Origin of the sequence: uncultured Thalassospira sp. (genome assembly GCF_963976115.1) — a bacterium.
Classification (GTDB): domain Bacteria; phylum Pseudomonadota; class Alphaproteobacteria; order Rhodospirillales; family Thalassospiraceae; genus Thalassospira.
Genome location: NZ_CAXBJJ010000013.1, coordinates 143,280 through 169,417, shown reverse-complemented (window position 1 = coordinate 169,417; position 26,138 = coordinate 143,280). Strand labels below are relative to the sequence as shown.

At 55.0% G+C, this 26,138-nt stretch carries 24 protein-coding genes and 1 riboswitch; of the genes, 7 read left to right on the top strand and 17 right to left on the bottom strand.

Annotated features, from left to right (window positions below; all coding sequences use genetic code 11):
• Positions 1–1,033: 1,033 nt before the first annotated feature.
• From bioB to AAC086_RS17610, 13 genes are all read right to left on the bottom strand, one after another.
• On the bottom strand, positions 1,034–2,038 hold the full coding sequence (bioB, locus tag AAC086_RS17670; protein ID WP_339780670.1) for a biotin synthase BioB: 1,005 nt from the start codon (positions 2,036–2,038) through the stop codon (positions 1,034–1,036).
• Positions 2,038–2,637 (bottom strand): biotin transporter BioY, encoded by a 600-nt coding sequence (locus AAC086_RS17665; protein ID WP_339780664.1) that lies wholly within the window; start codon positions 2,635–2,637, stop codon positions 2,038–2,040. The genes bioB and AAC086_RS17665 overlap by 1 nt, the downstream gene beginning before the upstream one ends.
• A 274-nt stretch (positions 2,638–2,911) precedes the next feature.
• Positions 2,912–3,562, bottom strand: coding sequence for a GntR family transcriptional regulator (locus tag AAC086_RS17660; RefSeq protein WP_339780663.1), 651 nt, complete (start codon positions 3,560–3,562; stop codon positions 2,912–2,914).
• 86 nt (positions 3,563–3,648) lie between these two features.
• Positions 3,649–4,395, bottom strand: coding sequence for a proteasome-type protease (locus tag AAC086_RS17655; protein ID WP_339780661.1), 747 nt, complete (start codon positions 4,393–4,395; stop codon positions 3,649–3,651).
• 17 nt (positions 4,396–4,412) lie between these two features.
• On the bottom strand, positions 4,413–5,234 hold the full coding sequence (locus AAC086_RS17650; RefSeq protein ID WP_339780659.1) for a transglutaminase family protein: 822 nt from the start codon (positions 5,232–5,234) through the stop codon (positions 4,413–4,415).
• 1 nt (position 5,235) lies between these two features.
• A complete protein-coding gene (locus AAC086_RS17645) occupies positions 5,236–6,195 on the bottom strand; it encodes an alpha-E domain-containing protein (protein WP_339780658.1) in 960 nt (319 codons plus the stop codon).
• A 15-nt stretch (positions 6,196–6,210) separates the two neighbouring features.
• A complete protein-coding gene (locus tag AAC086_RS17640; protein ID WP_339780657.1) occupies positions 6,211–7,614 on the bottom strand; it encodes a circularly permuted type 2 ATP-grasp protein in 1,404 nt (467 codons plus the stop codon).
• 174 nt (positions 7,615–7,788) lie between these two features.
• A complete protein-coding gene (gene cobM, locus AAC086_RS17635; protein ID WP_339780655.1) occupies positions 7,789–8,559 on the bottom strand; it encodes a precorrin-4 C(11)-methyltransferase in 771 nt (256 codons plus the stop codon).
• Positions 8,560–8,562: 3 nt separating this feature from the next.
• Positions 8,563–10,494 carry a precorrin-3B C(17)-methyltransferase gene (gene cobJ, locus AAC086_RS17630; protein WP_339780653.1) on the bottom strand — a complete coding sequence of 644 codons (1,932 nt, stop codon included), beginning with the start codon at positions 10,492–10,494 and terminating at the stop codon, positions 8,563–8,565.
• Positions 10,491–11,240 carry a precorrin-2 C(20)-methyltransferase gene (cobI, locus tag AAC086_RS17625; RefSeq protein ID WP_339780651.1) on the bottom strand — a complete coding sequence of 250 codons (750 nt, stop codon included), beginning with the start codon at positions 11,238–11,240 and terminating at the stop codon, positions 10,491–10,493. The genes cobJ and cobI overlap by 4 nt, the downstream gene beginning before the upstream one ends.
• Positions 11,237–12,526, bottom strand: a complete 1,290-nt coding sequence (gene cbiE, locus AAC086_RS17620) for a precorrin-6y C5,15-methyltransferase (decarboxylating) subunit CbiE (protein ID WP_339780649.1) — start codon at positions 12,524–12,526, stop codon at positions 11,237–11,239. Before cbiE ends, cobI begins: the two co-directional genes overlap by 4 nt.
• Entirely contained in the window at positions 12,519–13,217 is a 699-nt protein-coding gene (locus AAC086_RS17615) for a precorrin-8X methylmutase (RefSeq protein ID WP_339780647.1), read from the bottom strand. The genes cbiE and AAC086_RS17615 overlap by 8 nt, the downstream gene beginning before the upstream one ends.
• A gap of 32 nt (positions 13,218–13,249) precedes the next feature.
• Entirely contained in the window at positions 13,250–14,311 is a 1,062-nt protein-coding gene (locus AAC086_RS17610; RefSeq protein ID WP_339780645.1) for a sirohydrochlorin chelatase, read from the bottom strand.
• Positions 14,312–14,544: 233 nt separating this feature from the next.
• Between AAC086_RS17610 and cbiB the strand changes: the two genes are divergently transcribed.
• On the top strand, positions 14,545–15,600 hold the full coding sequence (gene cbiB, locus AAC086_RS17605; protein ID WP_339780644.1) for an adenosylcobinamide-phosphate synthase CbiB: 1,056 nt from the start codon (positions 14,545–14,547) through the stop codon (positions 15,598–15,600).
• A gap of 14 nt (positions 15,601–15,614) precedes the next feature.
• Positions 15,615–16,205 carry a nucleotidyltransferase family protein gene (locus AAC086_RS17600; RefSeq protein ID WP_339780642.1) on the top strand — a complete coding sequence of 197 codons (591 nt, stop codon included), beginning with the start codon at positions 15,615–15,617 and terminating at the stop codon, positions 16,203–16,205.
• A 23-nt stretch (positions 16,206–16,228) separates the two neighbouring features.
• Here AAC086_RS17600 and rfaE1 read toward each other — a convergent pair whose 3' ends face one another.
• Both rfaE1 and AAC086_RS17590 read right to left on the bottom strand, forming a co-directional pair.
• Entirely contained in the window at positions 16,229–17,701 is a 1,473-nt protein-coding gene (rfaE1, locus tag AAC086_RS17595) for a D-glycero-beta-D-manno-heptose-7-phosphate kinase (RefSeq protein WP_339780641.1), read from the bottom strand.
• 76 nt (positions 17,702–17,777) lie between these two features.
• A complete protein-coding gene (locus AAC086_RS17590; protein WP_339780639.1) occupies positions 17,778–18,359 on the bottom strand; it encodes a D-sedoheptulose 7-phosphate isomerase in 582 nt (193 codons plus the stop codon).
• A 383-nt stretch (positions 18,360–18,742) separates the two neighbouring features.
• Between AAC086_RS17590 and AAC086_RS17585 the strand changes: the two genes are divergently transcribed.
• Positions 18,743–19,978 (top strand): hypothetical protein, encoded by a 1,236-nt coding sequence (locus AAC086_RS17585; protein ID WP_339780637.1) that lies wholly within the window; start codon positions 18,743–18,745, stop codon positions 19,976–19,978.
• A gap of 168 nt (positions 19,979–20,146) precedes the next feature.
• Here AAC086_RS17585 and cobT read toward each other — a convergent pair whose 3' ends face one another.
• Entirely contained in the window at positions 20,147–21,250 is a 1,104-nt protein-coding gene (gene cobT / locus AAC086_RS17580; RefSeq protein ID WP_339780635.1) for a nicotinate-nucleotide--dimethylbenzimidazole phosphoribosyltransferase, read from the bottom strand.
• Between the two features lie 50 nt (positions 21,251–21,300).
• Between cobT and cobS the strand changes: the two genes are divergently transcribed.
• Both cobS and AAC086_RS17570 read left to right on the top strand, forming a co-directional pair.
• On the top strand, positions 21,301–22,191 hold the full coding sequence (gene cobS / locus AAC086_RS17575; RefSeq protein ID WP_339780634.1) for an adenosylcobinamide-GDP ribazoletransferase: 891 nt from the start codon (positions 21,301–21,303) through the stop codon (positions 22,189–22,191).
• On the top strand, positions 22,191–22,847 hold the full coding sequence (locus AAC086_RS17570; protein WP_339780632.1) for a histidine phosphatase family protein: 657 nt from the start codon (positions 22,191–22,193) through the stop codon (positions 22,845–22,847). The genes cobS and AAC086_RS17570 overlap by 1 nt, the downstream gene beginning before the upstream one ends.
• 160 nt (positions 22,848–23,007) lie before the next feature.
• On the opposite strand, the gene AAC086_RS17565 is transcribed toward AAC086_RS17570, so the two are convergent.
• Positions 23,008–23,679: a hypothetical protein gene (locus tag AAC086_RS17565; RefSeq protein WP_339780631.1), complete on the bottom strand. Its 672-nt coding sequence runs from the start codon at positions 23,677–23,679 to the stop codon at positions 23,008–23,010.
• Positions 23,680–24,137: 458 nt separating this feature from the next.
• A riboswitch (cobalamin riboswitch) is annotated at positions 24,138–24,347 on the top strand.
• Between the two features lie 65 nt (positions 24,348–24,412).
• Here AAC086_RS17565 and cobU point away from each other — a divergent pair.
• Both cobU and cobW read left to right on the top strand, forming a co-directional pair.
• Positions 24,413–24,940, top strand: a complete 528-nt coding sequence (gene cobU / locus AAC086_RS17560) for a bifunctional adenosylcobinamide kinase/adenosylcobinamide-phosphate guanylyltransferase (RefSeq protein ID WP_339780630.1) — start codon at positions 24,413–24,415, stop codon at positions 24,938–24,940.
• 49 nt (positions 24,941–24,989) lie between these two features.
• Positions 24,990–26,030 carry a cobalamin biosynthesis protein CobW gene (cobW, locus tag AAC086_RS17555; RefSeq protein ID WP_339780629.1) on the top strand — a complete coding sequence of 347 codons (1,041 nt, stop codon included), beginning with the start codon at positions 24,990–24,992 and terminating at the stop codon, positions 26,028–26,030.
• Positions 26,031–26,138 lie beyond the last annotated feature (108 nt).

Below are 26,138 nucleotides of genomic sequence, written 5' to 3'. Positions count from 1 at the left end.
AACGACACGCCAAAAACAAACAAAATGGGTCATATTAAAGGAAATGTGCTTTAAACATTCAGGTTCATGCGCCAGCGGGCAAGTAACCATTATATGCTGCCAGTCGCACCCTTCCCCTTTTTCTGATCCACGGCCCCATTATACGCTAACCCGCCTGTATTTTAGCTTGGGCGGGTCTTTGCTGTTTAACGGGCAGTCTTGCTGTTGTGGTGCCGGGAAAAGGGGCTAAACGCTGTTGATAAATTTGGGTCGGTTTGAGCCATCAGGCGGGATTTTTGCAGATTTTTTCCATCTGCGTGATGTGATCTAAAAAAACACCCAAAAACAGTGATTTATTTGTGTGAGTGTAGAAATTACTTCAAAAATTGAAACAATTTTCGCGCACAGCCCAAAATGCCGCACAGGCCGGTTTTGCTATGACGCTATGACAAAAAATGGTTTTTGCAGGTTGGCGAACCGGGCGTTGATGCCGGTGAAATCCGACAAAACATCGCCATTAATATAGGAGAATTATACTTTTTAATCAAAAACCTATCCGATTATCTTTGGTGGAGACTTTAAGGCAATAAAGTAATTCAAAACTTAAAGTAATTTCTCAATTATTTCCGATAACGATTCCGAAACGGCCTGTTGCGCGGTTGTGCGACGGGAACGTGCAAAGACCCGGTTTTCGTGAAAATTGCGGCTGCGGCGTGTCTGGCGGTTTTTGCCATTTTTCATATCGCGGTCTTGCGGGGCTGGCCTCGGGGACATTGTTCAAATTTTGTATTATTCTCAAGGTGATGATCCAGTTTTTTAAACAACTGGATTTTAAATTTCGCCTTAAAGCGGGGCGCATCGTCATTCTTTCGATCTGTTGTTTACAGAAACCACGCCCTGTCAGATGATCTGGAAGGGTGGGACAACAATCACGCTCACCACCCTGCCAAACCCTCCTTATCCCCTGCCCCGTCTCCCCGCGAAAAAGCCGCCTTTGGTCCCGATGCTCCGGCATTTTTCATTGGGTGGCGCAGGTTCGGGCGGGGAACGATGATCAGGCAGTCGTAACCGAAGCTTGAACCGGAACAGGTCCAAGGGCGGCAAAAAGGGCGGCATCGCAATCTTTTTCCGGGTTTGGCGTGGTCAGAAGTTTTTCGCCGTAAAACACCGAATTAGCCCCGGCCAACAGGCACATGATTTGGGCATCGCGGCCAAGATCGGTCCGCCCGGCTGACAGGCGCAGGGTGGATTTTGGCATGGTGATGCGCGCGGTTGCGATCATGCGGACCAGCTCAAGCGCATCGACGGGGGCGCGATTGGCAAGCGGTGTTCCGGCCACCGGCACCAGCGCGTTGATCGGCACACTTTCGGGATGCGGGGCAAACCTGGCCAGAACGTGAAGCATTGATGCACGGTCGCGGATGCTTTCGCCCATGCCAATAATTCCGCCACAGCACAGATCAATCCCGGCGCCGCGCACGGCGGCAAGGGTATCAAGCCGGTCCTGATAGGTGCGGGTCGAGATGATCTGGCTGTAATATTCCGGGCTGGTATCGAGATTGTGGTTATAGGCTGTCAACCCGGCCGCAGCGAGGCGTTCGGCATGGCGGGTTTCAAGCATGCCAAGGGTTACGCAGGCTTCCATGCCAAGATCGCGCACCCCGCGAACCATGTCGATCACCGCATCAAAGGCGGCCCCGTCACGCACGTGCCGCCACGCCGCTCCCATGCAAAAACGGTCCGCCCCGGCGGCTTTGGCATTTGCGGCCATTTTTAAAACGGCACCAGGGTCCATCAATTGTTCTTTGCCCGGTTTGACCTCGCGGTGGTGGGCCGATTGCGGGCAATAGGCGCAATCTTCGGGGCAGCCGCCGGTTTTGATCGACAGCAGGCTGGCCTTTTGCACCGCATTGGGGGCGTGATGGGCCCGATGGACCGCGCTGGCGCGGCCCATCAGTTCCAGCAGCGGCAGGCGATAAATCGCCTCGATCTCGTCCACGCTCCAGTCGTGACGCAGGGTGTGATCAATTGCCGGGTTTTGTGCGGGGGCACGGGTCATCATGCATTGCCCCCTTTGTTGTGTTTGACAAGGCGGGCGCAGGCTGCACTGCCAAGGGCAACAAGGGCGATTTTCAGGGTGTCGCCGAAAATAAACGGGGTAAAGCCATATTCGGCAACCTTTTCAAGCGGGACAAAGGCCGTAAGCCATGCCAGACCCAGAATATAGACCGGGATCATGCTGGCCATCATGATGCCAAAACGGGCCAATATACCGCGCCCTTGCGCAAGGCTTCCGACCAGCCAGGACGCGATGAGATAGCCCAGCAGATAACCGCCCGTCGGCCCGACCATATAGGAAAGCCCGATACCGCGTTCTGGCGTTCCGGCAAAAACCGGCAGGCCAACCGCACCCGCCGCCAGATAACCGAGAAAGGTTGCGCAGGCAATGCGCGGCCCGGTCGCCAGCGCAATCGCCATGATTGCCATGGTTTGCAGGGTCATCGGCACCGGCCAAAACGGAATGCTGATCTTCGCACTTGCAATCAGTACGGCAATCCCGGCCAGAACCATCAGGCTGTATTTCAGACCTGCTTTTGTTTCCGGTTTTGGTCCTGTCGTGATGTGGCTTTTTGCCGGGTTGGAAACGGTGTTGCTCATGGTGATTTTCATCCTCCGCTCAAGTCGGTTTAAAATTATAGATAAAAACGAATCTCATCTATTAATTACGCCGTGACGGAGGGTTAAAATCAATCTCAAAATAGATGATCGGGCTAAATTGGTGGGATTTTGCAGGGTAATCTTATTAGTGCATTGATTTATATGATTTATTTTTATCTATAAAATTTGCAATTTGCGCACAAAAAAGCCCCCGCACAGCCAGCAGGCAGGCAGATTTAACATCGGAGCGGAATTTCAGAGGCTAAAAAGGAGGTCAGGAGAGGGTTTTCAGGCGGGTTTTGGCACCCGGTTTGGTGCCAATCCATTTAACGTGGCGGGCAAGGGTTGCGGCGGCGACGTCAAATTGCCTGTCACGCAGGGCTTTCAGGATGGCGCGGTGATCCTGATCGGTCGGGGCACCCCATTCCATGCGAAAGCCTGAAAACAGAAAGCGCGCACTGGCGGCATGAAGGTCGTCAATTGTTGCCAGCAGGCGCGGCATGGCACAGGGGGTCAGGATCAGGCGGTGGAAAGCGCGATTGGCTTCTTCCCATGCCCGGACATCGACGGCATTTTCTCCGGCGCGATTAATCGCCTCGGCCTCGTCCAGAATGGCGGTGGTCAGGTGCGGGGCCGCGTGGCGCAGGGCAAGAACTTCGAGGGATGCGCGCATTTCCGCAACTTCGCGGACTTCGGCAATGTCAAAGCTTGCCACCCGAACCCCCCGGCGTGGTTCACTCACCACCAACCCTTGTGCTTCGAGGCGGCGAAAGGCTTCGCGCACGGGCACGTGGCTTGCACCGAATTCCTCGGCGAAGTAATCCTGTCTTAACTTGGTGCCCGGTGCGATGTGCCCGGCGATGATCCGGTCCGCCAGTGCGCGGGTGATCTTGCCGGTAATCGTATTGTCTTTGTCGTTTATCATGATTTTATAGATAATTTGCGCGCCCGAACTTGTCGAGCGCGCATATCGGTATCGGGTAAATTAATCGTGTGATAGCAGAAGGCGTGTTACCCCTCCGGCGGGCAATGTTCATCGGGCATACCGGCGAATGCTTCGCGCAAGGCCTGTGACCAGGCATCAGACAATGCTTTAAACCCGGCATCTTCGGCTTCGATGCGACGCCGTTCGGAAAACTGGCATTTGCCTTCAGGTAACACCGCCAGATCCAGCGGCATCCCGACCGACAGATTGGACCGCAGGGTCGAATCCATCGATAAAAGGGCGGCTTTCACCCCTTCTTCAATCGGGGTTTCTTGTGTAATCACCCGGTCGAGAATGGGTTTGCCGTATTTGTGCTCGCCAATTTGCAAATAGGGGGTGTCTTCGGTGGCTTCGATAAAGTTGCCCGCCGCGTAAATCAGAAACAGGCGCTGCGCCCCGCCTGCCCGCTGGCCCCCCAGAATAATACTCGCCCCGGAGCTTTCTTTGCGCTGCTCCAGGGTGTCGTGGTATTTATGCTGAACAGACTGCATGGCTTCGCCGACCAGTTCGGCAACGCGAAACATGGTCGGCGCGGTCAGAATGCTGTCATTGTCAGGCGTATCGGGGTTGTCGATGGCTTCGTGCAATACGCTGACGACAGCCTGGGTAATGGCAAGGTTACCCGCTGTCAGCATAACGATCGCGCGTTCACCAGGCACTTCCCAGTTAAACATTTTGCGATAGCGTGAAATGTTATCAAGGCCCGCGTTGGTGCGTGTGTCAGACAGGAAAACCAGCCCTTCATCAAGCATCAGGCCTACGCAATAGGTCATTGTTCTCTTACGTCCCGCTATTGTTGTGATTGCGCGACGATAACGGTTACATCCAAATCTTCGTCGGCTCCACCAGAATGTATGCCACGTATAGGTGAGGCGTCTCTGGCGTCAAGTCCAGACCCAAGGCGCACATAAAAATCTGTCGGACAACAGCGATTGGCCGGGTCAAACCCGATCCAGCCAATACCATCAATATAAAGTTCGGCCCAGGCATGGGCGGCTTCGTGCGAAACCCCGTCAGAATCGGCAAAAAGATAGCCCGATACATAGCGCGCCGGAATATCTATAAGCCGGGCGGCCGCTAACAGAACATGGGCGTGATCCTGGCAAACGCCCTGCCCGGCGGCCAGGGCATCGGCGGCGGTGGTGTGGGCGTGGGTTGAGCCAGGCACATAATCAATTTCGTCGCGGACGGCCTTGGCCAGGGCATGTGCCGATTCCAGAAGGCTGGCATTGGCGCCGACTGATTTGGTTGCCGATATGGCCAGTTTGCGAATCGCGGCACTGGGTTTGGTCATGGCTGTGGAACGTAAAAAAACCTGCGGCGATGCCTTTTCGCGATGCCCGGAAAGAACACCGGCCATATCGACGGTTTCGATCAGGCCGTGTACCACAATTTCAACTTCATCAATCGGCCCGTTGCAGGTCAGGGTACTGACGGTATCGCCATAACCATCGATGAATTCCGATGTGATGGCGCAATTTTCCGCCGTGATCGACCAGTCAATAATCCGTTGCCCGTCACATAGGGACGGGGTCAGTTTCAGGCTTTGGGTAACGTAACGTGCGGCTGGCGCATAACGATAGCGGGTTCTGTGTTCAATTGTCAGGCGCATGTTACTGCCCCCCGAAATAATAGGTTTCGGCAATCGCCGAGGACAATGCCTGATAGCGTCGCAGGCAGTCACTTAGAAATTCGTGCAGACCACGGCTGAAAATTTCGTCCATGTCGCCCTGGGTCAGAATGGAATAGGTATCGACCGCCAAACTGTGAACCGCGCGGCGTTGGCCATATTGCCGGGCCAGCCGTTCGAGGTGGGCAGTGATATTTTCCACACAATGGGCCAGCGACCGGGGGCTGAACGGGTTTAAAATCAGGAAATGGGCAATGCGCCACGGCGAATAATCATCGCGGTAAACCCAGTGAAAGGCCCGCATCGAGGAGGCAGCCCGTAACACCGTGGTCCATTGGTAATTATCCACCCCGTCACCCACCATGCTGGTTTCGGGCAGCAGCACGTAATATTTCACATCGAGCAGACGGGCGGTGTTATCGGCCCGTTCCAGGAATGTGCCCAGACGGATAAAATCATAACCGTCATTGCGCAAAATGGTGGAATCGGTCGCCCCGCGAAACAGCGCCCCCTGGCTTTTGACCCAGTCGATAAAACCGGGCAGATCGGTTTTGGCCAGGTTGCGCATGGCGGTGCGGCGCAGTTCCATCAATGCGCCATTTAAGGCTTCCCACATTTCCTGGGTGATGGCGGTGCGCATGGCACGGGCATTGGCACGGGCATATTCAAAACAATTAATGATCGATGACGGATTGTCGCGGTTAAAAATCAGATAATCCGACACGGTGGCCTGGGTCAGTTCGGTGTTATCGGTGTTGGCGGCATCAAACCCTTCGGCACAGCCTGCCGCCGACAGGACCGATCGCCATTCCGACCGGTTGCCATTACCCGCAGCAGGCATTAAGGCCATGCGATAGCCCATTTCCAACAGGCGGGCCATATTTTCTGCGCGTTCTACATAACGCGACAGCCAGAACAGATTTTCAGCAGTACGACTAAGCATGGTCTGTCTTCCCGTTTATTCTGCCATGATCCAGGTGTCTTTGACACCCCCGCCCTGGGATGAATTGACCACAAGCGATCCTTCGCGCAATGCAACCCGCGTTAGTCCGCCCGGTGTCAGGCGAATATCATCGCCGACCAGGCAGAAAGGACGGAAATCGACATGGCGCGGGGCGATGCCGCTTTCAACAAAGGTTGGGCAGGCCGAAAGGGCCAGGGTGGGCTGGGCAATGAAATCCGACGGGTTGGCTTTAATGCGTTCGGCATAGGTCGCGCATTCTTCTTTGGTTGAGGCCGGGCCGACCAGCATCCCATACCCGCCAGAGCCGTGAACTTCCTTGACCACCAGTTCGGGCAGATGCTCCAGCACATATTTCAGATCATCCTGACGGGCGCATTTCCATGTCGGCACATTGTTCAGGATCGGTTCCTGACCCAGATAAAACCGGATCATGTCGGGGACATAGGTGTAAATTGCCTTGTCATCGGCCACACCGGCCCCTGGTGCCGAACAAATGGCAACCCCGCCAGAACGATACACATTCATCAGGCCCGGCACCCCCAGGACCGAGTCGGGGCGAAAGCATAGCGGGTCGATAAAATCATCATCAATGCGGCGATAGATAACATCTACCCGTGCCGGTCCGCGTGTTGTGCGCATGTAAACCCGGCCTTCAGAGACAAAAAGATCCTGCCCTTCAACCAGTTCAACCCCCATCTGGTCGGCCAGAAAGGAATGTTCGTAATAGGCGCTGTTCATGGCGCCGGGGGTTAGCACGACAATATTGGGGTCGTTTTCACATTTGAGCGGCGCAATGCTTTTTAACGTTTTCAAAAGCAGGTTGGGGTAACTGTCGACCGGTTCGATCCGCAATTTGGAAAACAGTTCGGGAAACATCCGCATCATGATTTCGCGGTTTTCCAGCATGTAGGAAACGCCCGATGGCGTGCGGCAGTTATCTTCCAGCACATAAAATTCATCGGGGCCAACACGCACCACATCCACGCCCACAATGTGGCTATAGACACGGCGGGGTGGATCAATGCCGATGACGGCGGGTTCAAAGGCGGCGTTGCGGTAAACCAGATCGGCGGGGACAATCCCGGCGCGAATGATTTCGGCATTGTGGTAAACGTCATACAGAAACGTGTTGAGCGCCCGTGCCCGCTGTTTGACACCGCGTTCAAGCTTGCGCCATTCGGTGGCGGTAAAAATGCGCGGGATCAAATCAAACGGAATAAGTCGTTCCGGGTCGCCGCCTTCGCCGTAAACGGCAAAAGTAATGCCAATTTTGCGAAACAGCGTTTCGGCTTCCAGCCGTTTCTGGGCCAGGATTTCCGGCCCCGTGGCATCCATCCAGTCAACCAGCGCGCGATAGGGTTCGCGCACCTGATCGTTCATTTTCATCTCGTTGAACATGCGCCATTCCCTTCTTTTCCGGGTCGTTTTCCGACCTTGGTATAGATTAAAGGCAGCGGATCAGGCGGGGGTCAAGGATGTTTGGGGGTAAAGTGAATGTTTTTTATACGTTTTGGCCGGGTGATGAAAAATTATGCTGCATCTGCGAAAAGTCTGGGCAAAAACCGGTGGTTATTATTTGGCCGCCGGTTTTTTGGGGCGCAGCACATGATGATGATCGGCGGCATACAGCCGGGAATCGGTAAAATCGTGGCGGCCAAAAACTTCGCCAACCATAATCAGCGCGGTGCGGGTAATGCCGCTGCCCTTCACCCTGGCGCGGATATCGCCGAGCGTGCCATACAGGTATTGGGCATCGGGCCAGGTGGCGCGATAGGCAATGACAACCGGGCAGTCGTCGCCGTAATGCGGCACCAGATCGCGCACCACATTTGCCAGGTTATTGATCGATAAATGAACCGCCAGGGTCGCGCGCGATTTGCCCAGTTCGGCCAGACTTTCCCCATCGGGCATAGAGGAAGATCTCATGGCGGTACGGGTCAGGATCACCGTTTGCGAAATGTCCGGCAGGGTCAGTTCAGCGCCGATTTCAGCCGCAACTGCGGCATAGGCCGACACCCCTGGCGTAATGTCATAAGGAATATCAAGCTCTTCAAGGCGACGGATCTGTTCGGCAATGGCCCCGTAAATTGACGGGTCGCCGGAATGCACCCGCGCCACATCCTGCCCGGCATCGTGGGCGGTTTTAATTTCGGCGATAATTTCGTCAAGGTTCATCGGCGCGGTGTCGATCACGCGGGCATTTTGCGGCGCGCTGGTAACGATTTCTTCGGGCACTAGCGACCCGGCATACAGGCAGACCGGGCATTTTTCGATCAGGCGTAAACCCCGCACGGTAATCAGGTCGGGCGCGCCGGGGCCTGCACCAATAAAATGAACAGTCATGTTTTAGTCTTTCGTTGTCGTGGCGGTTTTGCCTGAAGGGGTGCTGCTATGAACCGGGGCCTTGGCAGCATCGGCACCCTTTTTGGCATAGCCGCGCGGGGTATACACCCATTCTTTCATGCCGCGTTTAATGTGCTTGCTGTTGCTGGACCCAACCAGAACGGTGGTCAGCATATCGACCATGTCGACTTCAAGTTTCGATAACGGAACGACCGTTATTTCCTGGTCCGGGCGACCCAACTGGCGGCCCAGAACAACCGGGGTATCGGCCGGGCGGTTCCCCAGCAGCATGTCGCGTGCCGTTGCCAGCAAATCGCGGCGGCGTTTGGAAACCGGGTTATAAAACGCAATCACAAAATCGCCCGCTGCCGCCGCAGCAATGCGGCGTAAAATATCGTCGCGCGGGGTTAACAGGTCGGACAGGGAAATGGCGCAAAAATCGTGCCCCAATGGCGCACCAATGCATGATGCCGCTGCTTGCAGGGCCGAAATGCCGGGCGATACCTGTATGGCGACCCGGTTCCAGGCGGCTTTGTTTTCGCGGTCCAGCAATTCAAATACCAGTGTTGCCAGCGCATAAATCCCGGCATCGCCTGACCCGATCAGGGCCACATCGCGCCCCTGGGCGGCCAGTTCCAGGGCATGGCGGGCGCGGGCTTCTTCAGCACCCAGGTCTGAATGATGCAATTTCTTGCCGGTAATCAGATCGCCCAATAAATCCAGATACATCTGATAGCCAACAATGTCGCTGGCGCGCGCGATTAACTGGCTGGCTTCGGGGCTGCGCCAGCTGGCCTGCCCCGGGCCAATGCCAACGATGGAGAGTTTGCCCTGCCCGCGCCCGGTTCGGGCCGGGGCAATGTCGGCACGCGACTGGCCAATGGCGCAGGTGGCGCGTTTTGATTTCTGTTTCGCAACGACCAGCGATCCATCTGCGCCAACTGTCGCAAGGGCCGCCCCCTCGGCAACACCATGGCAGCCGGTTTCGGCAAAGACGATGTCGGACGGGTTTTGCAGGCGGGGTGCCTGTGCTTCCAGCTCGTCGGCGGTAAAAAACCGGGCCGGAACCGCCAAATGTGCGGCCAGCGCATGAACAGCGGGTTCATCGGCCTTAAGGTCAATCGAGGTTACACAGGCAACTGCCTTGGCGCTTAACCCGGCATCGGCCAGGGTTTTTTCGGCTAAACTTATCAGTTCTTCCGGGTCGCAATTGCGTTCACAACCCACACCCAGTGCCAGCACCGGCGGATGGAAGGTGACCGGGGCCAGATCGCCGCTATGCTCGGCAATGTCGGCTTTAGGGGCGTACGGGGTGATGTGCAGGGCCACGGTGCCATTGTCATCACGGGGAATGGCGCTGTTGGTCAGCCAGGCGGCCGATCCGGCATCAATGGTTATTTTGGCACTGGCCCCGGCCAAAAGGGCGGCGGTGGCCGGTTTGACGGCGGCTTTATCGTCCAGTTTCCATCCTGCCGGGGGTTCGTCCAATGCCAGACCAAGTGCGGCATCGCCCGGCGTGGTAATGGCGGCGCGCGCACCCAGCCTTTCGGCCAAATCGCGGGCCAGTTTGTTGCCGCCATGATGCCCGCCCAATAGCGGAATAAAGGTTTCACCGGCTTCATCAACGGCAATAACGGCGGCGTCCTGCCATTTGCCCGCCAAAAGCGGGGCCAATGCGCGGATCAGAATGCCACTGGCACACACCCCAATAATCACGTGGTCGGCAGCAAATGTTTGTTGCAGATGCGCAATGGTATCGTCAAAGGCGACATCAACGTCGCGGGTGGAAACGCGGGTGCGCAACCCATGCAGGCTGGCCCCTTGCAGGGCCGATGCAATGCGCTTTGCCGTGGGCAGGGCCCGCTGGGTTAAACAGATCACCGCAATCGGGGCAATCGGGTCGGTCGGCAGGGGCGATGTGGTGGGGGTGCTCATTTCCATGCGTCTCCGCGACGGTGGATCAGGATCATTGAAAAATAAGGCGCGGTGGCATCATCGGGCAAGTCGCCCAAAGGCACCATTTTTTGGCTATCAAGGGTGGCCCGTTCGATATAGCGCGCACGGTCTGTCAGGCCCAGTTCGGCGATGACCTGGCGCACCTTGGCAAAATGGCGGCCCAGCTTGATGATGGCGGCGGCATCGGTGTCGGCCAGTTGGGCTTTAAGTCTTTCAGCCGGTAACGGGCCGGGAATAACCTGCAAAACATCGTTTTTGGCGGCCAGCGGCGCGCCCAGTTGGGCGGCACAGGCCATCATGGAACTAACGCCGGGCACGGTTTGCACCGGAAAGCCTGCTTTGGCCAAACGGCCATATAAATACATAAAGCTGCCATAGAAAAACGGGTCGCCTTCACACAATACCGCCACGGTACGCCCGGCGCGCAAATGTTCGCCAATTTCCAGGGCCGCGGCATCATAGATGCGGTCTGCGGGGCGGCCCATGGGAATGCGAATGGCAATTTCCGTGCGGCCTTCTGGCATATGCGGGGCAATAATCTGCCGGGCCAAACTGGCACCGTCTTCCAGTGCCGGATAGGCAATGACGTCGGCTTCTTGTAAGATCTTATAGGCTTTTAACGTCAGCAGATCAGCCTCGCCCGGGCCAATGCCAAGCCCATAAGCGGTGCCTTTTGTGGTGACGGGCGCGCTCGCGTTCGCGTTCGTGCTTTTGCTCGCGGTCATGATTTAACTCCGACATAGTGGGTGACCGGGGCCAGGTTGTGCCAGCCGGTAAAATTGCCGCGCGCCGCCAACCGCGAAACTGTTAGCCGCGACAGCGTGCCCCCAAATTTATTGTAAAACCGAAACAGTTCCTGTTCGCCTTCCAGCGTCACAGTATTGGCCACCAGCCGCCCATGGGTCGATAGCAGGTCCCAGCAGTGTTCCATCAGGTTGGGCGTGGTAATGCCCCCGCCAATAAAAATGGCATCAGGTGCGGGAAAATGGTGGAGGTCGGGGCTTGTTTTTGCTTTGTCCAAGGCATGGTCGATATTGGCGTGATGCACAATCAGATCCGGGGTGCCCAGCCGGGTGGCATTTTTACGGATCATGTCGCAGCGTTTGCCATCGCGTTCAATGGCAATGGCCTGCCCGCCCAGACGCATCCATTCGATGGAAATGCTGCCACATCCTGCCCCGACATCCCACAAAACCGCCCCTTTCCACGGGCCAAGCGAAGATATGGTTTGGGCACGAATTTCGGATTTCGTGATCATGCCGTCATGAACAAAAGCATCGTCGGGCAAGCCGGGGCCAAGGGGCAGGATGGTTGCGCTGGCATCGGCAACCAGATCGATCAGGATCACGTTAAGCGGGTCGATCAGGCAGTTTGCATTGGCACCCATGGCTTGACTTTGCCATTCACGGGCGGTTTGGGTGGTGATCTTTTCATGATCGCCGCCCAGCCTCTCGCAAACGGTGATGTTGCTGTCGCCGTATCCGGCCTCATACAGCATGACGGCGGCCAAGGCGGGTGTTGTGCCATCATGCGACAGGGCAATGATTTTGCCGCGCGGGCGTAAATGCGCCCGTAATTTTTCCGGGCTGCGGCCATGTAATGTCACCACATCGCACTCTGCCAGCGCCCAGCCGGTGCGCGCGCAGGCAAGCATGATTGACGAGGGTGCGGGGAAAATCGATATATTTTCGAAACCGAAATGATCAACCAGGGTATTGCCAACGCCAAAATACATCGGGTCGCCACTGGCAAGGATAACCGGGTTTTGGGTTATTGCGCTGGCGATGAGGGGCATATTGTCGTTAAACGGGCTGATCCACGGGGATTTTTGGGCGGAAATCTCGCCAGGCAGCATGGCCAAATGCCGTTTGCCGCCAAAGATTATCCTGGCCTGTTTTATGATGCGGCAGGCAGCCGGCGACAGGCCGGAAAAACCGTCTTCGCCAATGCCAATAACCGTGATTTTGCCGTTTTGGCCCCGGATTTTATTGGTGTATGCAGGTTCAGTCATGGGGGATGTGTCCGTCCGTGACCCTGACGGGGGCGGTGCCATCGGCATTTTCAGCGGGTTTGGCGATGCGGGCCAGGGCATTGACGGTGGCCGCTGTGACTGCACTGCCGCCAAAACGCCCGCGCAGGGTGATAAAGGGAATATCGCTATCTTGCGCATGGCGGATCAGGGCTTCTTTACTTTCCACGGCACCGACAAAACCCACCGGCATACCAATGATCAGGGCCGGTTTGGGTAAACGGCCCGATATGACGGCTTCTAGCAGATGAAACAAGGCAGTCGGGGCATTGCCAATGGCGATGATGGCCCCGCTTATCACATCGGTCCAGGTTTCAACGGCTGCGGCAGATCGGGTCGTGCCGATTACGCTGGCAAGGGCAGGAATATTTTCGTCATTTAACCGGCAAATAACCGGGTTTTGCACCGGAAGCAACCGCGCAATAATGCCGTTTTTCACCATTTCGGCATCGGTCAAAACCGGTTTTCCTGCCAGAAGTGCCGCGATACCGGCCTTGATGGCGTTATCGCCAAGCACAATATTATCGGCCATTTCCACCATGCCACAGGCATGAATGATGCGTATCGCAACGGGCCGCACTTCGGGGGAAAAACGGGCGAGGTCGGCTTCGGCTTCGATGGTGGCGAAACTTTGCCGGTATATGGCCTGCGGATCGCGCAGATAATCAAACATGACCCCGCCCTTTGGCTTGTCTTCGCTCTGCTTTATTTACCGGTTTTTTCGGCCGTATCGTGGCTATGACCATGATCGTGGGCATGGTTATGGCTGTGATCTTTATGACCGTGGTCATGGTCATGGTCATGGTCATGCGAATGACCATGGTCGCCATGGTGCCCGTGAGAATGGCCGTGGCTGTGGCCATGCCCGTGATCATGGCTGTGCCCGTCGGTGCCAATGCCCATCACATGGTGATGATGGCCGACCTGCGGGGTGGCGACATCGCCTTCATAACCAATGATCTGTTCGCGGTATTTGCATAGCTGGCAGTTCATATTGTTATCACCGGTATCAATTTCGGCCAGCCGTTCGGCAAAACTTTCCAGAACCAGCGGGTGGTCAGCCAGATAGGAGGCCTTGATAAATTCAATATCAGGGAACTCGGCGCTAACTTCGTCGGTATGGGTATAAATCCGGTCGACCAGAATGCCGACAAACAGGAAATACGGAAAGACAACAACCCGCTTATAGCCCAGCTTCATCGCTTCGCGCAGCCCGGCATTGACGCGCGGATGTGCAACCCCGGAATAGCTGACTTCAACCCGGCCAAAGCCCATGCCTTCTTGCAGTATGCGCGCCACTTTATAGACATTGGAATTGGCATCAGGGTCGTTGGTGCCCCGCCCGACAACCATCAAAAGCGTATCTTTGCGGGCAATGCTTGTATCGGCGGTTGCCAGCGCTTCTTCAATGCGATCGGCACTGGCGCGCAGCAATTTCGGGTCAATCGCCAGGTCACGACCGAATTTTACGATAATATCGGGGTTTTCACGATCAAAATTATTGACCTCGCTGGGCAGGTCATTTTTGACATGACCGGCGGCAAACAGCATACCTGGCAGCGCGTAGATCTTTTTATGGCCCAGGGCTTTGAGTTTTTCAAACCCGTCGCGCAAAATCGGGTGGGCAAATTCCAGAAAACCGCTTTCGACATCGTAATCGGCGAAATGGGTGTGTTTCATCTGTTCAACCATGTTGTTGAACTGTGAAACGGCCCGCTCGTCGCGCGAACCGTGGCCGCAAATCATTACCGCACCTTTGGGGGACATAAAGGCTGCTCCTTTTTCTCTCTCTCGCCAATGCGGTCTGAACCTGCCCTTATGGACATGGTGCCGCTCGATGTTCCTCACGTTTTCCCTGATTGAACACCCGATTGCAAGCAGCAGCTTTGGAAATTGTACTTTTGACTGTACAGGTTTTTTACAGGATGCTGGCTAAGTTATGAAAAATATTGAAAAATTATGAAAATAGTTAAGGGTGTGATCATCAAAGTCATATTGACGTGATCTCGCAAGCACCGCATCTTGCGGCGATGGAGCAGGCATTTTTCAGTTTTTTGGTCCCGGTACCGGGCATTTACGATTTTGGCGTTATTGTCATCATTCTGGGTTTGGCCCTGGATGGGCTGGCAGGCGATATGCCGTGGCTGTTTTCGCGCATTTCGCATCCGGTGGTCTGGATCGGCAGGCTGATTTCCTTTTTTGAAAAACGCCTGAACCGCCCGGAGCGCAGCGATGGTGACCGATTGTTTCGGGGTGCTGTTACCGTGCTGATTGTGTTGGCCGTTGCCGGTTTTTTGGGCGGGCTGGTGCAGTTTTGGGCGTTACAGGTGCCATCGGGTATTGTGGCGGAAATTTTTCTGTTAGGGGTGCTGATTGCGCAAAAAGGCCTGTATCAGCATGTTGCGATTGTGGCCGACACGCTGGAGCATGACGGGCTTGTCGCCGGGCGCATGGCGGTTTCCATGATTGTCGGGCGCGACCCGGCCAGTCTGGATCATGCCGGGGTGAGCCGGGCGGCAATTGAAAGCTGTTCGGAAAACTTTTCTGACGGGGTGGTCGCCCCGCTTTTCTGGTTTGTGGTGGCCGGGCCGATTGGCCTTTGTCTTTATAAGGCGATTAATACCCTGGATTCCATGATCGGCCATCGCAACCGGCGTTATCTTTATTTTGGCCGTTTTGCCGCCCGGCTTGATGATGTGGTTAATTTTATTCCCGCCCGGTTGGCAGGGGCGCTTGTGTGTTTGGCGGTGTTGATTTCACTGGGGTTTGGTGCGGGTAACCGTGCATGGCGCACCATGTGGTGCGATGCGCGCAAGCATAAATCGCCCAATGCGGGCTGGCAGGAAGCGGCAATGGCGGGGGGATTGGGTCTTTCATTGGCCGGGCCGCGCCAGTATGGCCGCGAAATTGTCCAGGACCCTTATATTGGGGATGGACGGCGCAATGCCTCGCCCGATGACATTCGTGCGGCCTTGCGGGTGTTTGTGCTGGCGTGCGTGCTAAACGGGTTATGGCCAGTTCTGATCTGGATGGCGCTGAACCGTTCGGTTTCGTGATCGGGGTATGCAGGATGCAACAGATAGAAAGCCGATTTTTGGCAATGGTGCGCCAAAACCCGAACAATGACGTGATCCTGAACCGGATGGCGACATTCGGGCTGGCGGACTGGTGGTTAACTGCAGGCTGTCTTGCGCAAACGGTATGGAACCTTCAGGCCGGGTTTGCGGTCGATGCCCATATTGCCGACTATGATCTGTTTTATTTCGATGACGATACATCCTTTGAGGCCGAAGATCGGGTGATTACGCAAATCGCCAGGCTGTTTGCCGATCTGCCGGTCCGGGTTGAAATTCGCAATCAGGCCCGGGTGCCGATCTGGTACGCGCCGAAATTTGGCTTTCCTTATGGGCCAGTTACCTGTGCCGCCGATGGCATTGGCCGGTTTGCCTATCAGACAACCGCGATTGGTGTTTTACAAAATTCGGCAGGGGAATGTTGTGTTTATGCGCCATTTGGTTTGGAAAATGTGATGGCGGGCCGAATTGTGCCTAATCCATTATTGCCGGTTGGCGATGTTTACCGCCAGAAAACCGGTCGCTGGGGCAAAATCTGGCCGCAACTTTCCATCCAGCCATGGCCGGACGATGGGTCGCTAAATTAATTCGATTTCGAAATAACCTTGGTTTAATCTGGCTTGCGGTTCATGCGCGCGATGGTTGATGTGGTTGAAAAACCATCGGCCAGTTGGGCTAAAAACACCTTGCCGCCATAGGCTTGGACGATATCGGCACCGACCACGGTTTCGATGGTGTAATCCGCCCCTTTGACCAGAATGTCTGGTTTTAAGGCCGAAATAACATCGCGCGGGGTATCTTCATCAAAAATGACCACGCCGCTGACGGTTTCAAGCGAGCCCAGCACGGCGGCACGGGCGGCTTCGGACTGGACAGGGCGGGTTTCGCCCTTTAGCCGCTTGACCGAGGCATCGGAATTAAGACCGATCACCAGCCGGTCACATTGTGAACGTGCTTGTTGCAGCAAACTGATATGGCCGGGATGAAGCAAATCAAAACAGCCATTGGTAAAGCCAACCTTGTAGCCCTTGCGCCGCCAGCGTTCGATCCGGTCCACCATGCGGTCCAGCTTCATCAGTTTGGCTTCACCAATCATAAGGTCATGGTGATGCAACAGCGTGATCAATTCGTCGGGGTAAACAATGGCAGTGCCGATTTTACCCACCACAATACCGGCAGCAACATTGGCAATGCGGGCGGCATCGGCAATGCTGCTGCCTGCAGCGATGCTGGCGGCAAGGCAGGCAACAACGGTGTCACCGGCCCCTGAAACATCAAAAACTTCGCGGGCTTCGGTGGGAAGGTGCAAGGCATCGCCATGGGCAGGCACAAGGGTCATGCCGTCCTGGCTACGGGTAAGCAGTACATTTTCAATACCGCAATTTTCAATGATGTGGCGGGCGGCGCGAATGGCGTCTTCATCATTATTCACGGCAATGCCGGTGGCGGCTTCGGCTTCTGCGCGGTTGGGGGTCACCAGTGTGGCCCCGCGATAGCGGCTGTAGTCATTGCCTTTGGGGTCAACAATAACGGTTTTGCCCGCCGCACGGGCCGCAGCGATGGTCGCGCTAACGATATGGGCATCGACCAGTCCCTTGCCATAGTCCGACAGGATAATGGCGTTCACATCCGGGGCAAGCTGTGCGGCCAGTTCGCCAACATGGGTTAATGTTGTGGCAGACGGCGGAAGAGTTGTTTCATTATCAGACCGTAATAATTGCTGTCCGCCGGCGATGAAGCGGGTTTTGATCGTGGTTGGGCGGTTGCGTTCGATCTGGATATAGGGTTCGACCAGTTTGTCGCCTGCGATAAATTCCATCACATCGCGCCCGGGTAAATCGTCGCCGACCATGGATAGAAATTTGACCGATGCACCAAGGGCGGTTGCATTGCGTACCACATTGCCCGCCCCGCCCAGCATGGCACTTTCGCGTTCGACCCGAATGATCGGAATGGGGGCTTCGGGCGAAATCCGCATGACAGAGCCATAAACAAAACGGTCAAGCATGACATCGCCGATGCACAGGATTTTGGCATTGCCTAAATCTTCGATCAGACGGGCAAGGTGGCTAAGATCGCTCATGGGGGCACTTTCGATGGCTATTGGCGGCTTGGTATGGCAGGTGACGCGAAGCAGGTGGAAATTGGCGGTGCGCAAACTAGTCGCGCAGGCCCAGCCGGTATTCCAGGATACCCACCAGCATCTGACCCAGCATGATGTGCATTTCCTGAATGCGCGCGGTGGTCTGGCTTGGCACGATCATGACCGGATCGCACAATGCGGCCATGTCACCGCCCGAACGCCCGGTCCAGCCGGTGGCAATCAGGCCCATTTCGCGGGCTTTTGTCAAAGCCAGATTGACGTTTTTGCTGTTGCCCGATGTTGAAATGCCAATGGCAATATCGCCCGGCTTGCCCAAGGCTTCGATCTGGCGTTCAAACAAATGGTCAAAGCCAAAATCATTGCCGATCGCGGTAAGGGCCGAACTGTCGGTCGTGAGTGCGATGGCCGGAAGGGCGCGCCGGTTATGGACATAACGAACCGTAAATTCGGTCGCGATATGCTGGGCATCGCCCGCTGAGCCGCCATTGCCGAAAAACAGCAGTTTGTTGCCAGCGTTAAAGGCATCGGCACACAGGTCAACCAGCTTGATAAAGGGGGCGCGGGTGGCCTCGCGGGTTTTGTTGACCAGGTCAAAATGCTCGTCAAATTCGGCATCAAAAAACGTGTTAATGTCCATTTTTCGGCTCATATCTTAATTTATGAAAGTTCGGCCACATCACGCGATCAGGCCACGGAAACAGTTCTGGATCAGGATGATCAAATGGCGGACGTCTTATGGGGGACCAGGATGGCGGCATGCCAGGAAATTTGACAGGACCGGTTATCAGGATGCACTTGCGTCGCCATATATCAATCCACAATCTCTCACGGTTATGATCGCGGCGAAACTAGCACTTTGATTTCTGTGTGGCTATGGCTTATCAGGCCGAACGTGATGGCAGAATTCAAGAAAATATTCGACAATTTGCGGGTGTTGGATACATATGCTGTTAATGATGAAACATTATGTTAATTCAGAATCCGTATTTTCGGATCAAATGTGCAAACAACCGGGTAAATATGTCTGATAATTCACTGCCCTCACCCGAGGCGTTTCTGGTTGATTATGTCCGGCGGCTGGAACGTCGGCGACAGGGTGTGGGTGCTGTACATGTGCATATTTCAAAATTGCAAAATTATAACCGTCGCGACCACCACATACGCACCTGCCTGACGGCGTTCGAGGAACTGGTGCCGGTTGCAACGGGGCGGCTGTTTTTCCTGTCCAATCAGGATATTATTTTTATTTATGACCAAACCCGCGTTGATGAAGTCAATGCGGCCATTTTTCGCCTGAAATTTCTGTTTAACGATGATCCGTTGTTAAGCGATGGTATCGACCCTGACGGCCAGCCCGGCAGTTTCACAGATTTTTTTGATGTTGATAAGGAATACAAGGACTTCCTGCATCTGACTCAGCGTCTGGTGCGCAGCAATGCGGGCCGGGAAAAGGTTGTGAGCGAAGCCGCACAGCGCCACAATGACGCCCCGGATCAGAATCAGGACGGAGCGCCGCTGACACCCAAAATTCTGAGCCGGATTGACGAAGCCCTGCGCCGGGCCGATTTATCGAACCTGATGCGTCGGCAGGCCATTTGTGCTGTGGTTGGTGATGCGCAACCGACCCCGGTTTTTCACGAGTTGTTTATTTCAATCCGCGATTTGCAACATACCTTGTTGCCGGATGTAAATGTGACATCCAATCGCTGGTTGTTTCAGCATCTGACCGAAATTCTGGACCGCCGGATGCTGGCATTGCTGTCACGGACCAATGACACCAGTGTTTCCGGCTCTGTCAGTATTAATTTGAATGTATCAACCCTGCTCTCGCCCGATTTTTTGACCTTTGACAGCAATGTAAAGGCCGGGCAGCGCGGAACGATTGTTCTGGAATTGCAGAAGATCGACATTTTTGCCGATCTTGGGGCCTATTTCTTTGCCCGCGATTTTTGTCGGGATCGGGGATATCGCATCAGCATTGATGGCATCAGCCACTTGTCCCTGCCCTATATCAACCGCAACAAGCTGGGTGTTGATACCATCAAACTGATGTGGGCACCGGAAATGGCCGCGCTTTCGACCGAAAAAATTGATGAAATTCGCGATGCCATTAATGTGGCCGGGGATACCCGCGTTATCATGTGCCGCTGTGATGACAAGGCGGCCATCGATTTTGGCCATTCGGTCAATATCACCATGTTCCAGGGCCGCTATGTTGAACAGCTTTTGAACGAATATGCACGGCCTAAAAAATAGGCCAGGATCTGGCCATGCGGCCTGTCCTGGCGCGGGCTGTAAAATGAAAACACCGCCAGAACAGGATCTGGCGGTGTGAAAATTCCCAAAACCTGACGATGTTTTTGTCGAACGTTTCGGGCTGGGGTTTTTGCCCAAACGCGGCCAAAGGCCGATTATGAGTTGCGATCAGTTATCTTCGCGCGGGCTGACATGGGCGGTTTCAAACGTTGCCATACCGTTATGACATTCGGCAGCTGCGCGCAGCAGCGGCAATGTCAGGGCCGCTCCGGATCCTTCGCCAAGGCGCATCCCAAATTCCAGTAACGGTTTTTTACCCAGTTTTTCGATCAGGTTTTTATGGCCCGGTTCGGCGGACATATGCCCGATCAGGCAATGATCCAGGGCGTCTTTGCGCATTTTAAACAAAATGGCCGCCGCCGCACAGGACACATACCCGTCCAGCACCACGGGCACGCGCAGGAACCGTGCTGCCAGAATTGAACCGGCCATCGCCGCAATTTCGCGGCCGCCCACGCAGCGCAACACATCCAGTCCGTCGTGCATCTGGTTGCGGTGTAAAATAACCGCATCGCCAACCACGCGGGTTTTGCGTTCAAGGGTGGCATCATCTATGCCGGTTCCCCGCCCGGTCCAGTCAGCCGGGGTGCCATCAAACAAGGCGTGGGCAATGGCGGCCGCCGCAGTGGTGTTGCCAATGCCCATTTCGCCGGGCACAAAAATATCAATGCCGGTTTCAACCGCACTCATGCCAAAGGCCATGGCTTCGGCGCAGTCTTCGTCCAGCATGGCGGCTTCGTGGCTGAAATCATTGGTCGGAATTTCCAATGCCACTTCCATAACCCGCAATTCGGCATCAACCGCCTTGCAAATCTGATTGATTGCCGCACCGCCATTGATGAAATTTTCTACCATTTGCTGGTTTACACTGACAGGAAAGGCCGAAACGCCCTGGGCGCAAATACCGTGGCTGCCGGCAAAAATGGTCACACGCGGGCGGCTGGCACGCGGTTTGGCATTTCCCTGCCAGCTTGCCAGCCACAGGCTGATTTCCTCCAGTCGCCCAAGGGACCCTTCCGGTTTGGTCAATTGGGGTTCGCGCGCCAGAACAGCGTCACGCGCTGTTGTATCAGCCGCAGGAAGATCGGCCATCAGGGTGCGAATATCGTCCAGATTTTGCGGCGGTTGTTTGGGATCGAACATGAATTTGGTCTCCGGGCGGCAGGAAATGCCAAGGGTGAGGCAATGGGGCTTGGCTTTGGTGCGCACCATGATTAGTCTGCCGATAGCCAAATTGCCAGTTTGAAAATCGGAAATGACCGGTGCCCCAAAATCAGCCTTCCCATGAGACTCGCCCAAAAAACGATGCCGCACCCGATTCCGCAACGCCGCAAATGCAGGCCGGTGACGAGATCCAGGATCAAGAGACCGCTGAAAACGCGGGATTGTATGACCTGGTTTGCGGTGATTTTGGCCGCGCCCTGATGTTGTTGTCGCGCGTCCCTTGGGTGGGATCGATTAATTTTCAGCCCGCGCTTATTGCCCGTTCGGTCTGGTGTTGGCCGTTGATTGGCCTGTTTTTGGCCGGGATTGCGGCTCTGCCTGCTCTGGCTATCGGATGGTTAAGTGGAAATAACGGTCTTGCCAGCGTTTTTGCCATTCTGGCAATGGTGATCCTGACCGGGGCCTTGCATGAAGATGGCATTGCCGATTGCGCCGATGGTTTTGGTGGCGGAACAACCCGGGAACGCAAACTTGAAATTATGCGTGATAGCGCGATTGGCAGTTACGGGGTTGTTGCGCTGGTTCTGGTGTTTGCGACACGGTTATTTGTTGCCCTTCAGGCGTTTGAGATCGGCATTTTCCTGTCGGCCCTTATGATCAGCGCGATGTTTTCGCGCCTGGCGATGCCGGTTTTAATGATGGCGCTGCCCCCGGCCCGAAGCGACGGTTTGGGGCGCAGTGCGGGGCGTCCGGCCCTGATACCGTTTTTACTGGCCTTGTTTGCTGTTGTGATCGTGACCATGCTCCTGGGGGGGCCGGTGATGATGTTGGCTGGGTTGCTGGCCTTGATCTGTGCATGTCTGATGGTTGGGTTTATTGCCAAATGGCAAATTGGCGGTCACAGTGGTGATGTTTTGGGAAGTGCCCAGATTATCGCCGAGTTATTTGTTGCGATAGCGATCCTTTCTGTGGCGTCGCGGGGGATTTGATGAGCGGATTTGCCATAACCCGCTGGTGGATTATCCGCCATGCGCCGGTCGATAATCCCGGTGGGGTGATTTATGGCCGTACCGATTTGCCAGCCGTTTTCGCCGATAACGCTTTATTGGCACGCATTGCCGCAACCTTGCCAACCGATATTGTGCGGGTTGCCAGCAATTTATCGCGCAGTATTGAGACGTTAAAGCGGCTGGATGGATTGCGCGATGCCGACGATGAATGTGCGCGCGCAAGCGATGGCGCCGGTTTGGCGGCTGTTCCCGATATTCAAATTATTCCGGCTTTGGCCGAACAGGATTTTGGCGCCTGGGAAGGGCTGCGATGGGCCGATATTCCGGCCCGTCAGGTCGAGATATTTTGGGATGATTACGCCAATGCCGTGCCACCGGATGGTGAAAGTTTTAGCCAGCTTGCCGTGCGTGCGGGCACGGCCTTTAAAAGCCTGACCACAGAACATGCCGGACGAAATATTGTTGCTGTGCTGCACGGGGGCACGATCCGTGCCATTCTGGCATCAATATTGGATATTCCGCCTGCAGCAGCATTGACGTTTGATGTTGCGCCGTTGGGCATGACCCGGATCGATTATCTTGAGGCACCCGATAATCCCGGCTGGCGGATTGGCAGCGTTAATCTGACCCTGTAAGATATTTGCAGATGTTGCCGATTGTGCGCGCCCCTTTTGTTTCTGGCGGCACACTTTGTTTTGATATCGCTATGATTTTTGGGGCGGAAGGCCTGGTGTGAATGGCCCGCACGTGGCCCCGGACATTGCCCCGGATTATGGCAATGACCGGGGTGCCTGATCAGGCAGATTTGCGGTTTTCAGTCACATTATTATTGGCAATGAATCCTGACAAAAAACGATCAAGATTGTCGTGGGAAATGTGATGTTTGGTGGCGTGTTCGTTCAGGTCTGCCAGATAGGCTTTGTAATAGTCAAGCGGGCGGCTGCGCGCTTTGCCGCGCAAGCGATTGGTACGGGGGAAATCTTCGGCGAATTCGGTGCTTTCGATGACATTGGAAATGGCATCGTCAAGAATGGCTGCCGGGATACCGTTATATTTTTTTCCACAGGCAGACAGCATTTTGCTGGCGGTTGGCACCGAAATACCTGGCTGTCCCAATAAATGGTTCAAGGCTTCGTCGTCGAAATCGTCGCATTCGAATAAATTGACCAGGGATGGCAAGTCGCGGGCCAGCAACGACAAGGCGTTTACGCGAATGCCTCTGGCATGCGTCCATATGATGGCGGCAACCATGCCCCGTGCCGGGTCTTCCTTGTAAAGCGCACGCACCTGACGTCGACGCAGAACGACCTCGTGATCGTCTGCGTGCTGTTCCAGAAAGCTGACAAAACGCGATGTATCGTTTTGCAGTCGGTCGAGCAGTTTTGTCCACATGTCGCGACGCGACGTGGTTTGCCAGATCAAAAGTTCCTGAGCACGAATCTCATCGACATATTTTTCTAAAGCCATTGGGATAAACAATTTTGTTGTTATCTGGAATGATGGTTACAGACAGCGCTCGGACCCTCGACACCCGGGTTTTCCCGGTGTGTTTGATATCGGCAAGTTCCATTCCGTATTTTTGTTGGCTCAATGTTCACTCAAAGGGAACCGGCCCTCAATATATCAATTCTTACAAATACTGACCTTTCGTCTAGGAAGCCCTTATTCTTTAAGTGAAAATACTGAGCGCCTGTTTTTTTGAATGATGCTTAGACGCGGTATGCTTTGCGTGAAGTCCTTGGGAATGGGCCGGTTTTTGTGTTTTTCGCGGTTTTTGTTTTTGAGCGCGCGCATTGGCCTTGCTATTGCGGTTTGTCATTTCTCTAAGACGCTGATTTTATTGTAAATATCAACCTTTACGTTCTCTGTGATTCCAGTTCTCTCTTAATGGGGGAAAATTGTATCAACAAAGCGGCCTCTTCTAATCCAGAGTCTTTTGAGTTAGTGTCGCGTCGCTGTTTGGTGATGGGAAATCCGGTGCAAGGCCGGTGCTGCCCCCGCAACTGTATCGGGTCGGGTTATTTATGGCAGGACGTACCTGCCACCCACTGAAGGATAGGATTTGAAATCCTTTGGGAAGGGAAATAACCAACATGCCCGAAGCCAGGAAACCTGCCAGAAGCGGTCCCCGTGCGATAGCACGCAGGATCTATGCAACCGGGTCTCGGGTGGAGACCATAGCGCAAGGAAACGACGGGCCATGGCCCCAACTGTAATTGAAAACGGCGTTCACCTGATATTGGGGGGCGCGCGGTCTGGCAAAAGCAAATTTGCCGAAGACATGGTCATTGCTGCTGGCGGGGGCACCTATATTGCCACCGGTCGCGCGTGGGATGACGAAATGCGCGATCGCATCAGCCATCATAAACAACGCCGCGGCCCGCTTTGGGCCACAATCGAGGAACCGCATGACTTATGCGGGGTTTTGTCGCGGTTAGATCAGGACAGTGAAGGACCGGTACTGGTCGATTGTCTGACCCTGTGGCTGACCAACCTTATGATCAATGAAAACGACATTGATCAGGAAATTGATCAGCTGTGCGATCTGTTACCCCGCCTGGCTTTGCCGGTATTGCTGGTTTCAAACGAGGTCGGTTTTGGCATTGTGCCCGAAAATGCGATGGCACGGGCCTTTCGCGACCATGCCGGGCGTTTGCATCAGCGCATTGCCGCCCTTGCCAGCCGGGTGACTTTGGTGATTGCAGGCATTCCGATGGCGGTTAAATAATTTCATATCCGATGTTTGAACATCCGATTTTATCAAGGATTTAAAGACTATGGCGCATTTGGGTAAAATCCCCGCGACCGTGATTACCGGCTTTCTGGGCGCGGGTAAAACCACCATGATTCGCAACATGCTGCAAAATGCCGGGGGCAAGCGCATCGCCCTGATCATTAATGAATTTGGCGATGTCGGCGTTGATATGGAAGTCATCAATGGCTGTGGCATCGAAGGCTGTGCGAAAGAAGACGTGGTGGAGCTGGCCAATGGCTGCATTTGCTGCACGGTTGCCGATGATTTTGTCCCGACCATGCAAAAATTGCTGGATCGCGACACCCCGCCCGATCATATCGTCATCGAAACTTCTGGTTTAGCCCTGCCCAAGCCGCTGGTAAAGGCCTTTAACTGGCCGGAAATTCGCTCGCGCGTGACGGTTGATGGCGTGGTTGCCGTGCTCGATGCCGCGGCCCTGCGCGACGGGTTATTTGCCCATGACCATGCCGCCGTGCAGGCCCTGCGCGAAGCAGATGATAATCTGGACCATGAAAGCCCGCTTGAGGAACTGTTTGAAGAACAGCTCCATTGTGCCGATATGGTGGTTCTTAACAAGATCGACCTTTTAAGCAGCGACGAGCTGGCCAAGGTGGAAGCCGACATTCGGGCAGAGCTGAAACGCCCGTCGGTCAAGATCATTTCAACCGACCATGCGCGCATTGAAAATGCGGTTTTGCTGGGCCTTGGTGCGGCTGCCGAGGATGATCTGGAAAGCCGCCCGTCCCATCATGATGACGGGCATGAGCATGATCATGATGATTTTGAAAGTTTTGTCGTGACGCTGGATGACGTTAGCGATCCGGCGGCACTGGAACAACGCCTGATCGCGGTTGTTCGTGATTTTGACGTGCTGCGCATCAAGGGGTTTGTCAATGTGCCGGGCAAGGCCATGCGCCATGTGGTGCAGGGTGTTGGCGAACGGTTTCAGCGTTATTTTGACCGTCCGTGGCAGGAAGGCGAAACCCGCCAGTCGCGTTTGGTGGTGATTGGCTTGCACGATATGGACCAGGCCGCGATTGCCAAGGCCATTCTGGCCGCCTGAGAAAGTCAGAACGGGCGGGGAAATGCCATTGCATAACCCTGTCCTGTTTTTTGACCGGCAGGGTTTTACCTTGCCGGTGTTTCTGCGCCCATTTTACCAGACAGGTTG

Excerpts from the sequence above, each read along its gene's own strand:
- AAC086_RS17600 (WP_339780642.1), top strand. The coding sequence starts at position 15,615 with ATGCAACAGATAGAAAGCCGATTTTTGGCAATGGTGCGCCAAAACCCG.
- bioB (WP_339780670.1), bottom strand. The coding sequence starts at position 2,038 with ATGACCCGTGCCCCCGCACAAAACCCGGCAATTGATCACACCCTGCGT.
- AAC086_RS17640 (WP_339780657.1), bottom strand. The coding sequence starts at position 7,614 with ATGTTCAACGAGATGAAAATGAACGATCAGGTGCGCGAACCCTATCGC.
- AAC086_RS17665 (WP_339780664.1), bottom strand. The coding sequence starts at position 2,637 with ATGAGCAACACCGTTTCCAACCCGGCAAAAAGCCACATCACGACAGGA.
- cobW (WP_339780629.1), top strand. The coding sequence starts at position 24,990 with ATGGCGCATTTGGGTAAAATCCCCGCGACCGTGATTACCGGCTTTCTG.
- AAC086_RS17565 (WP_339780631.1), bottom strand. The coding sequence starts at position 23,679 with ATGGCTTTAGAAAAATATGTCGATGAGATTCGTGCTCAGGAACTTTTG.
- AAC086_RS17585 (WP_339780637.1), top strand. The coding sequence starts at position 18,743 with ATGTCTGATAATTCACTGCCCTCACCCGAGGCGTTTCTGGTTGATTAT.
- rfaE1 (WP_339780641.1), bottom strand. The coding sequence starts at position 17,701 with ATGAGCGATCTTAGCCACCTTGCCCGTCTGATCGAAGATTTAGGCAAT.
- cobT (WP_339780635.1), bottom strand. The coding sequence starts at position 21,250 with ATGGTGCGCACCAAAGCCAAGCCCCATTGCCTCACCCTTGGCATTTCC.
- AAC086_RS17615 (WP_339780647.1), bottom strand. The coding sequence starts at position 13,217 with ATGTTTGATTATCTGCGCGATCCGCAGGCCATATACCGGCAAAGTTTC.
- AAC086_RS17610 (WP_339780645.1), bottom strand. The coding sequence starts at position 14,311 with ATGTCCCCCAAAGGTGCGGTAATGATTTGCGGCCACGGTTCGCGCGAC.
- AAC086_RS17660 (WP_339780663.1), bottom strand. The coding sequence starts at position 3,562 with ATGATAAACGACAAAGACAATACGATTACCGGCAAGATCACCCGCGCA.
- cobM (WP_339780655.1), bottom strand. The coding sequence starts at position 8,559 with ATGACTGTTCATTTTATTGGTGCAGGCCCCGGCGCGCCCGACCTGATT.
- cobU (WP_339780630.1), top strand. The coding sequence starts at position 24,413 with ATGGCCCCAACTGTAATTGAAAACGGCGTTCACCTGATATTGGGGGGC.
- cbiE (WP_339780649.1), bottom strand. The coding sequence starts at position 12,526 with ATGACTGAACCTGCATACACCAATAAAATCCGGGGCCAAAACGGCAAA.
- AAC086_RS17645 (WP_339780658.1), bottom strand. The coding sequence starts at position 6,195 with ATGCTTAGTCGTACTGCTGAAAATCTGTTCTGGCTGTCGCGTTATGTA.
- cobJ (WP_339780653.1), bottom strand. The coding sequence starts at position 10,494 with ATGAGCACCCCCACCACATCGCCCCTGCCGACCGACCCGATTGCCCCG.
- cobI (WP_339780651.1), bottom strand. The coding sequence starts at position 11,240 with ATGACCGCGAGCAAAAGCACGAACGCGAACGCGAGCGCGCCCGTCACC.
- AAC086_RS17650 (WP_339780659.1), bottom strand. The coding sequence starts at position 5,234 with ATGCGCCTGACAATTGAACACAGAACCCGCTATCGTTATGCGCCAGCC.
- AAC086_RS17570 (WP_339780632.1), top strand. The coding sequence starts at position 22,191 with ATGAGCGGATTTGCCATAACCCGCTGGTGGATTATCCGCCATGCGCCG.
- AAC086_RS17655 (WP_339780661.1), bottom strand. The coding sequence starts at position 4,395 with ATGACCTATTGCGTAGGCCTGATGCTTGATGAAGGGCTGGTTTTCCTG.
- AAC086_RS17590 (WP_339780639.1), bottom strand. The coding sequence starts at position 18,359 with ATGGACATTAACACGTTTTTTGATGCCGAATTTGACGAGCATTTTGAC.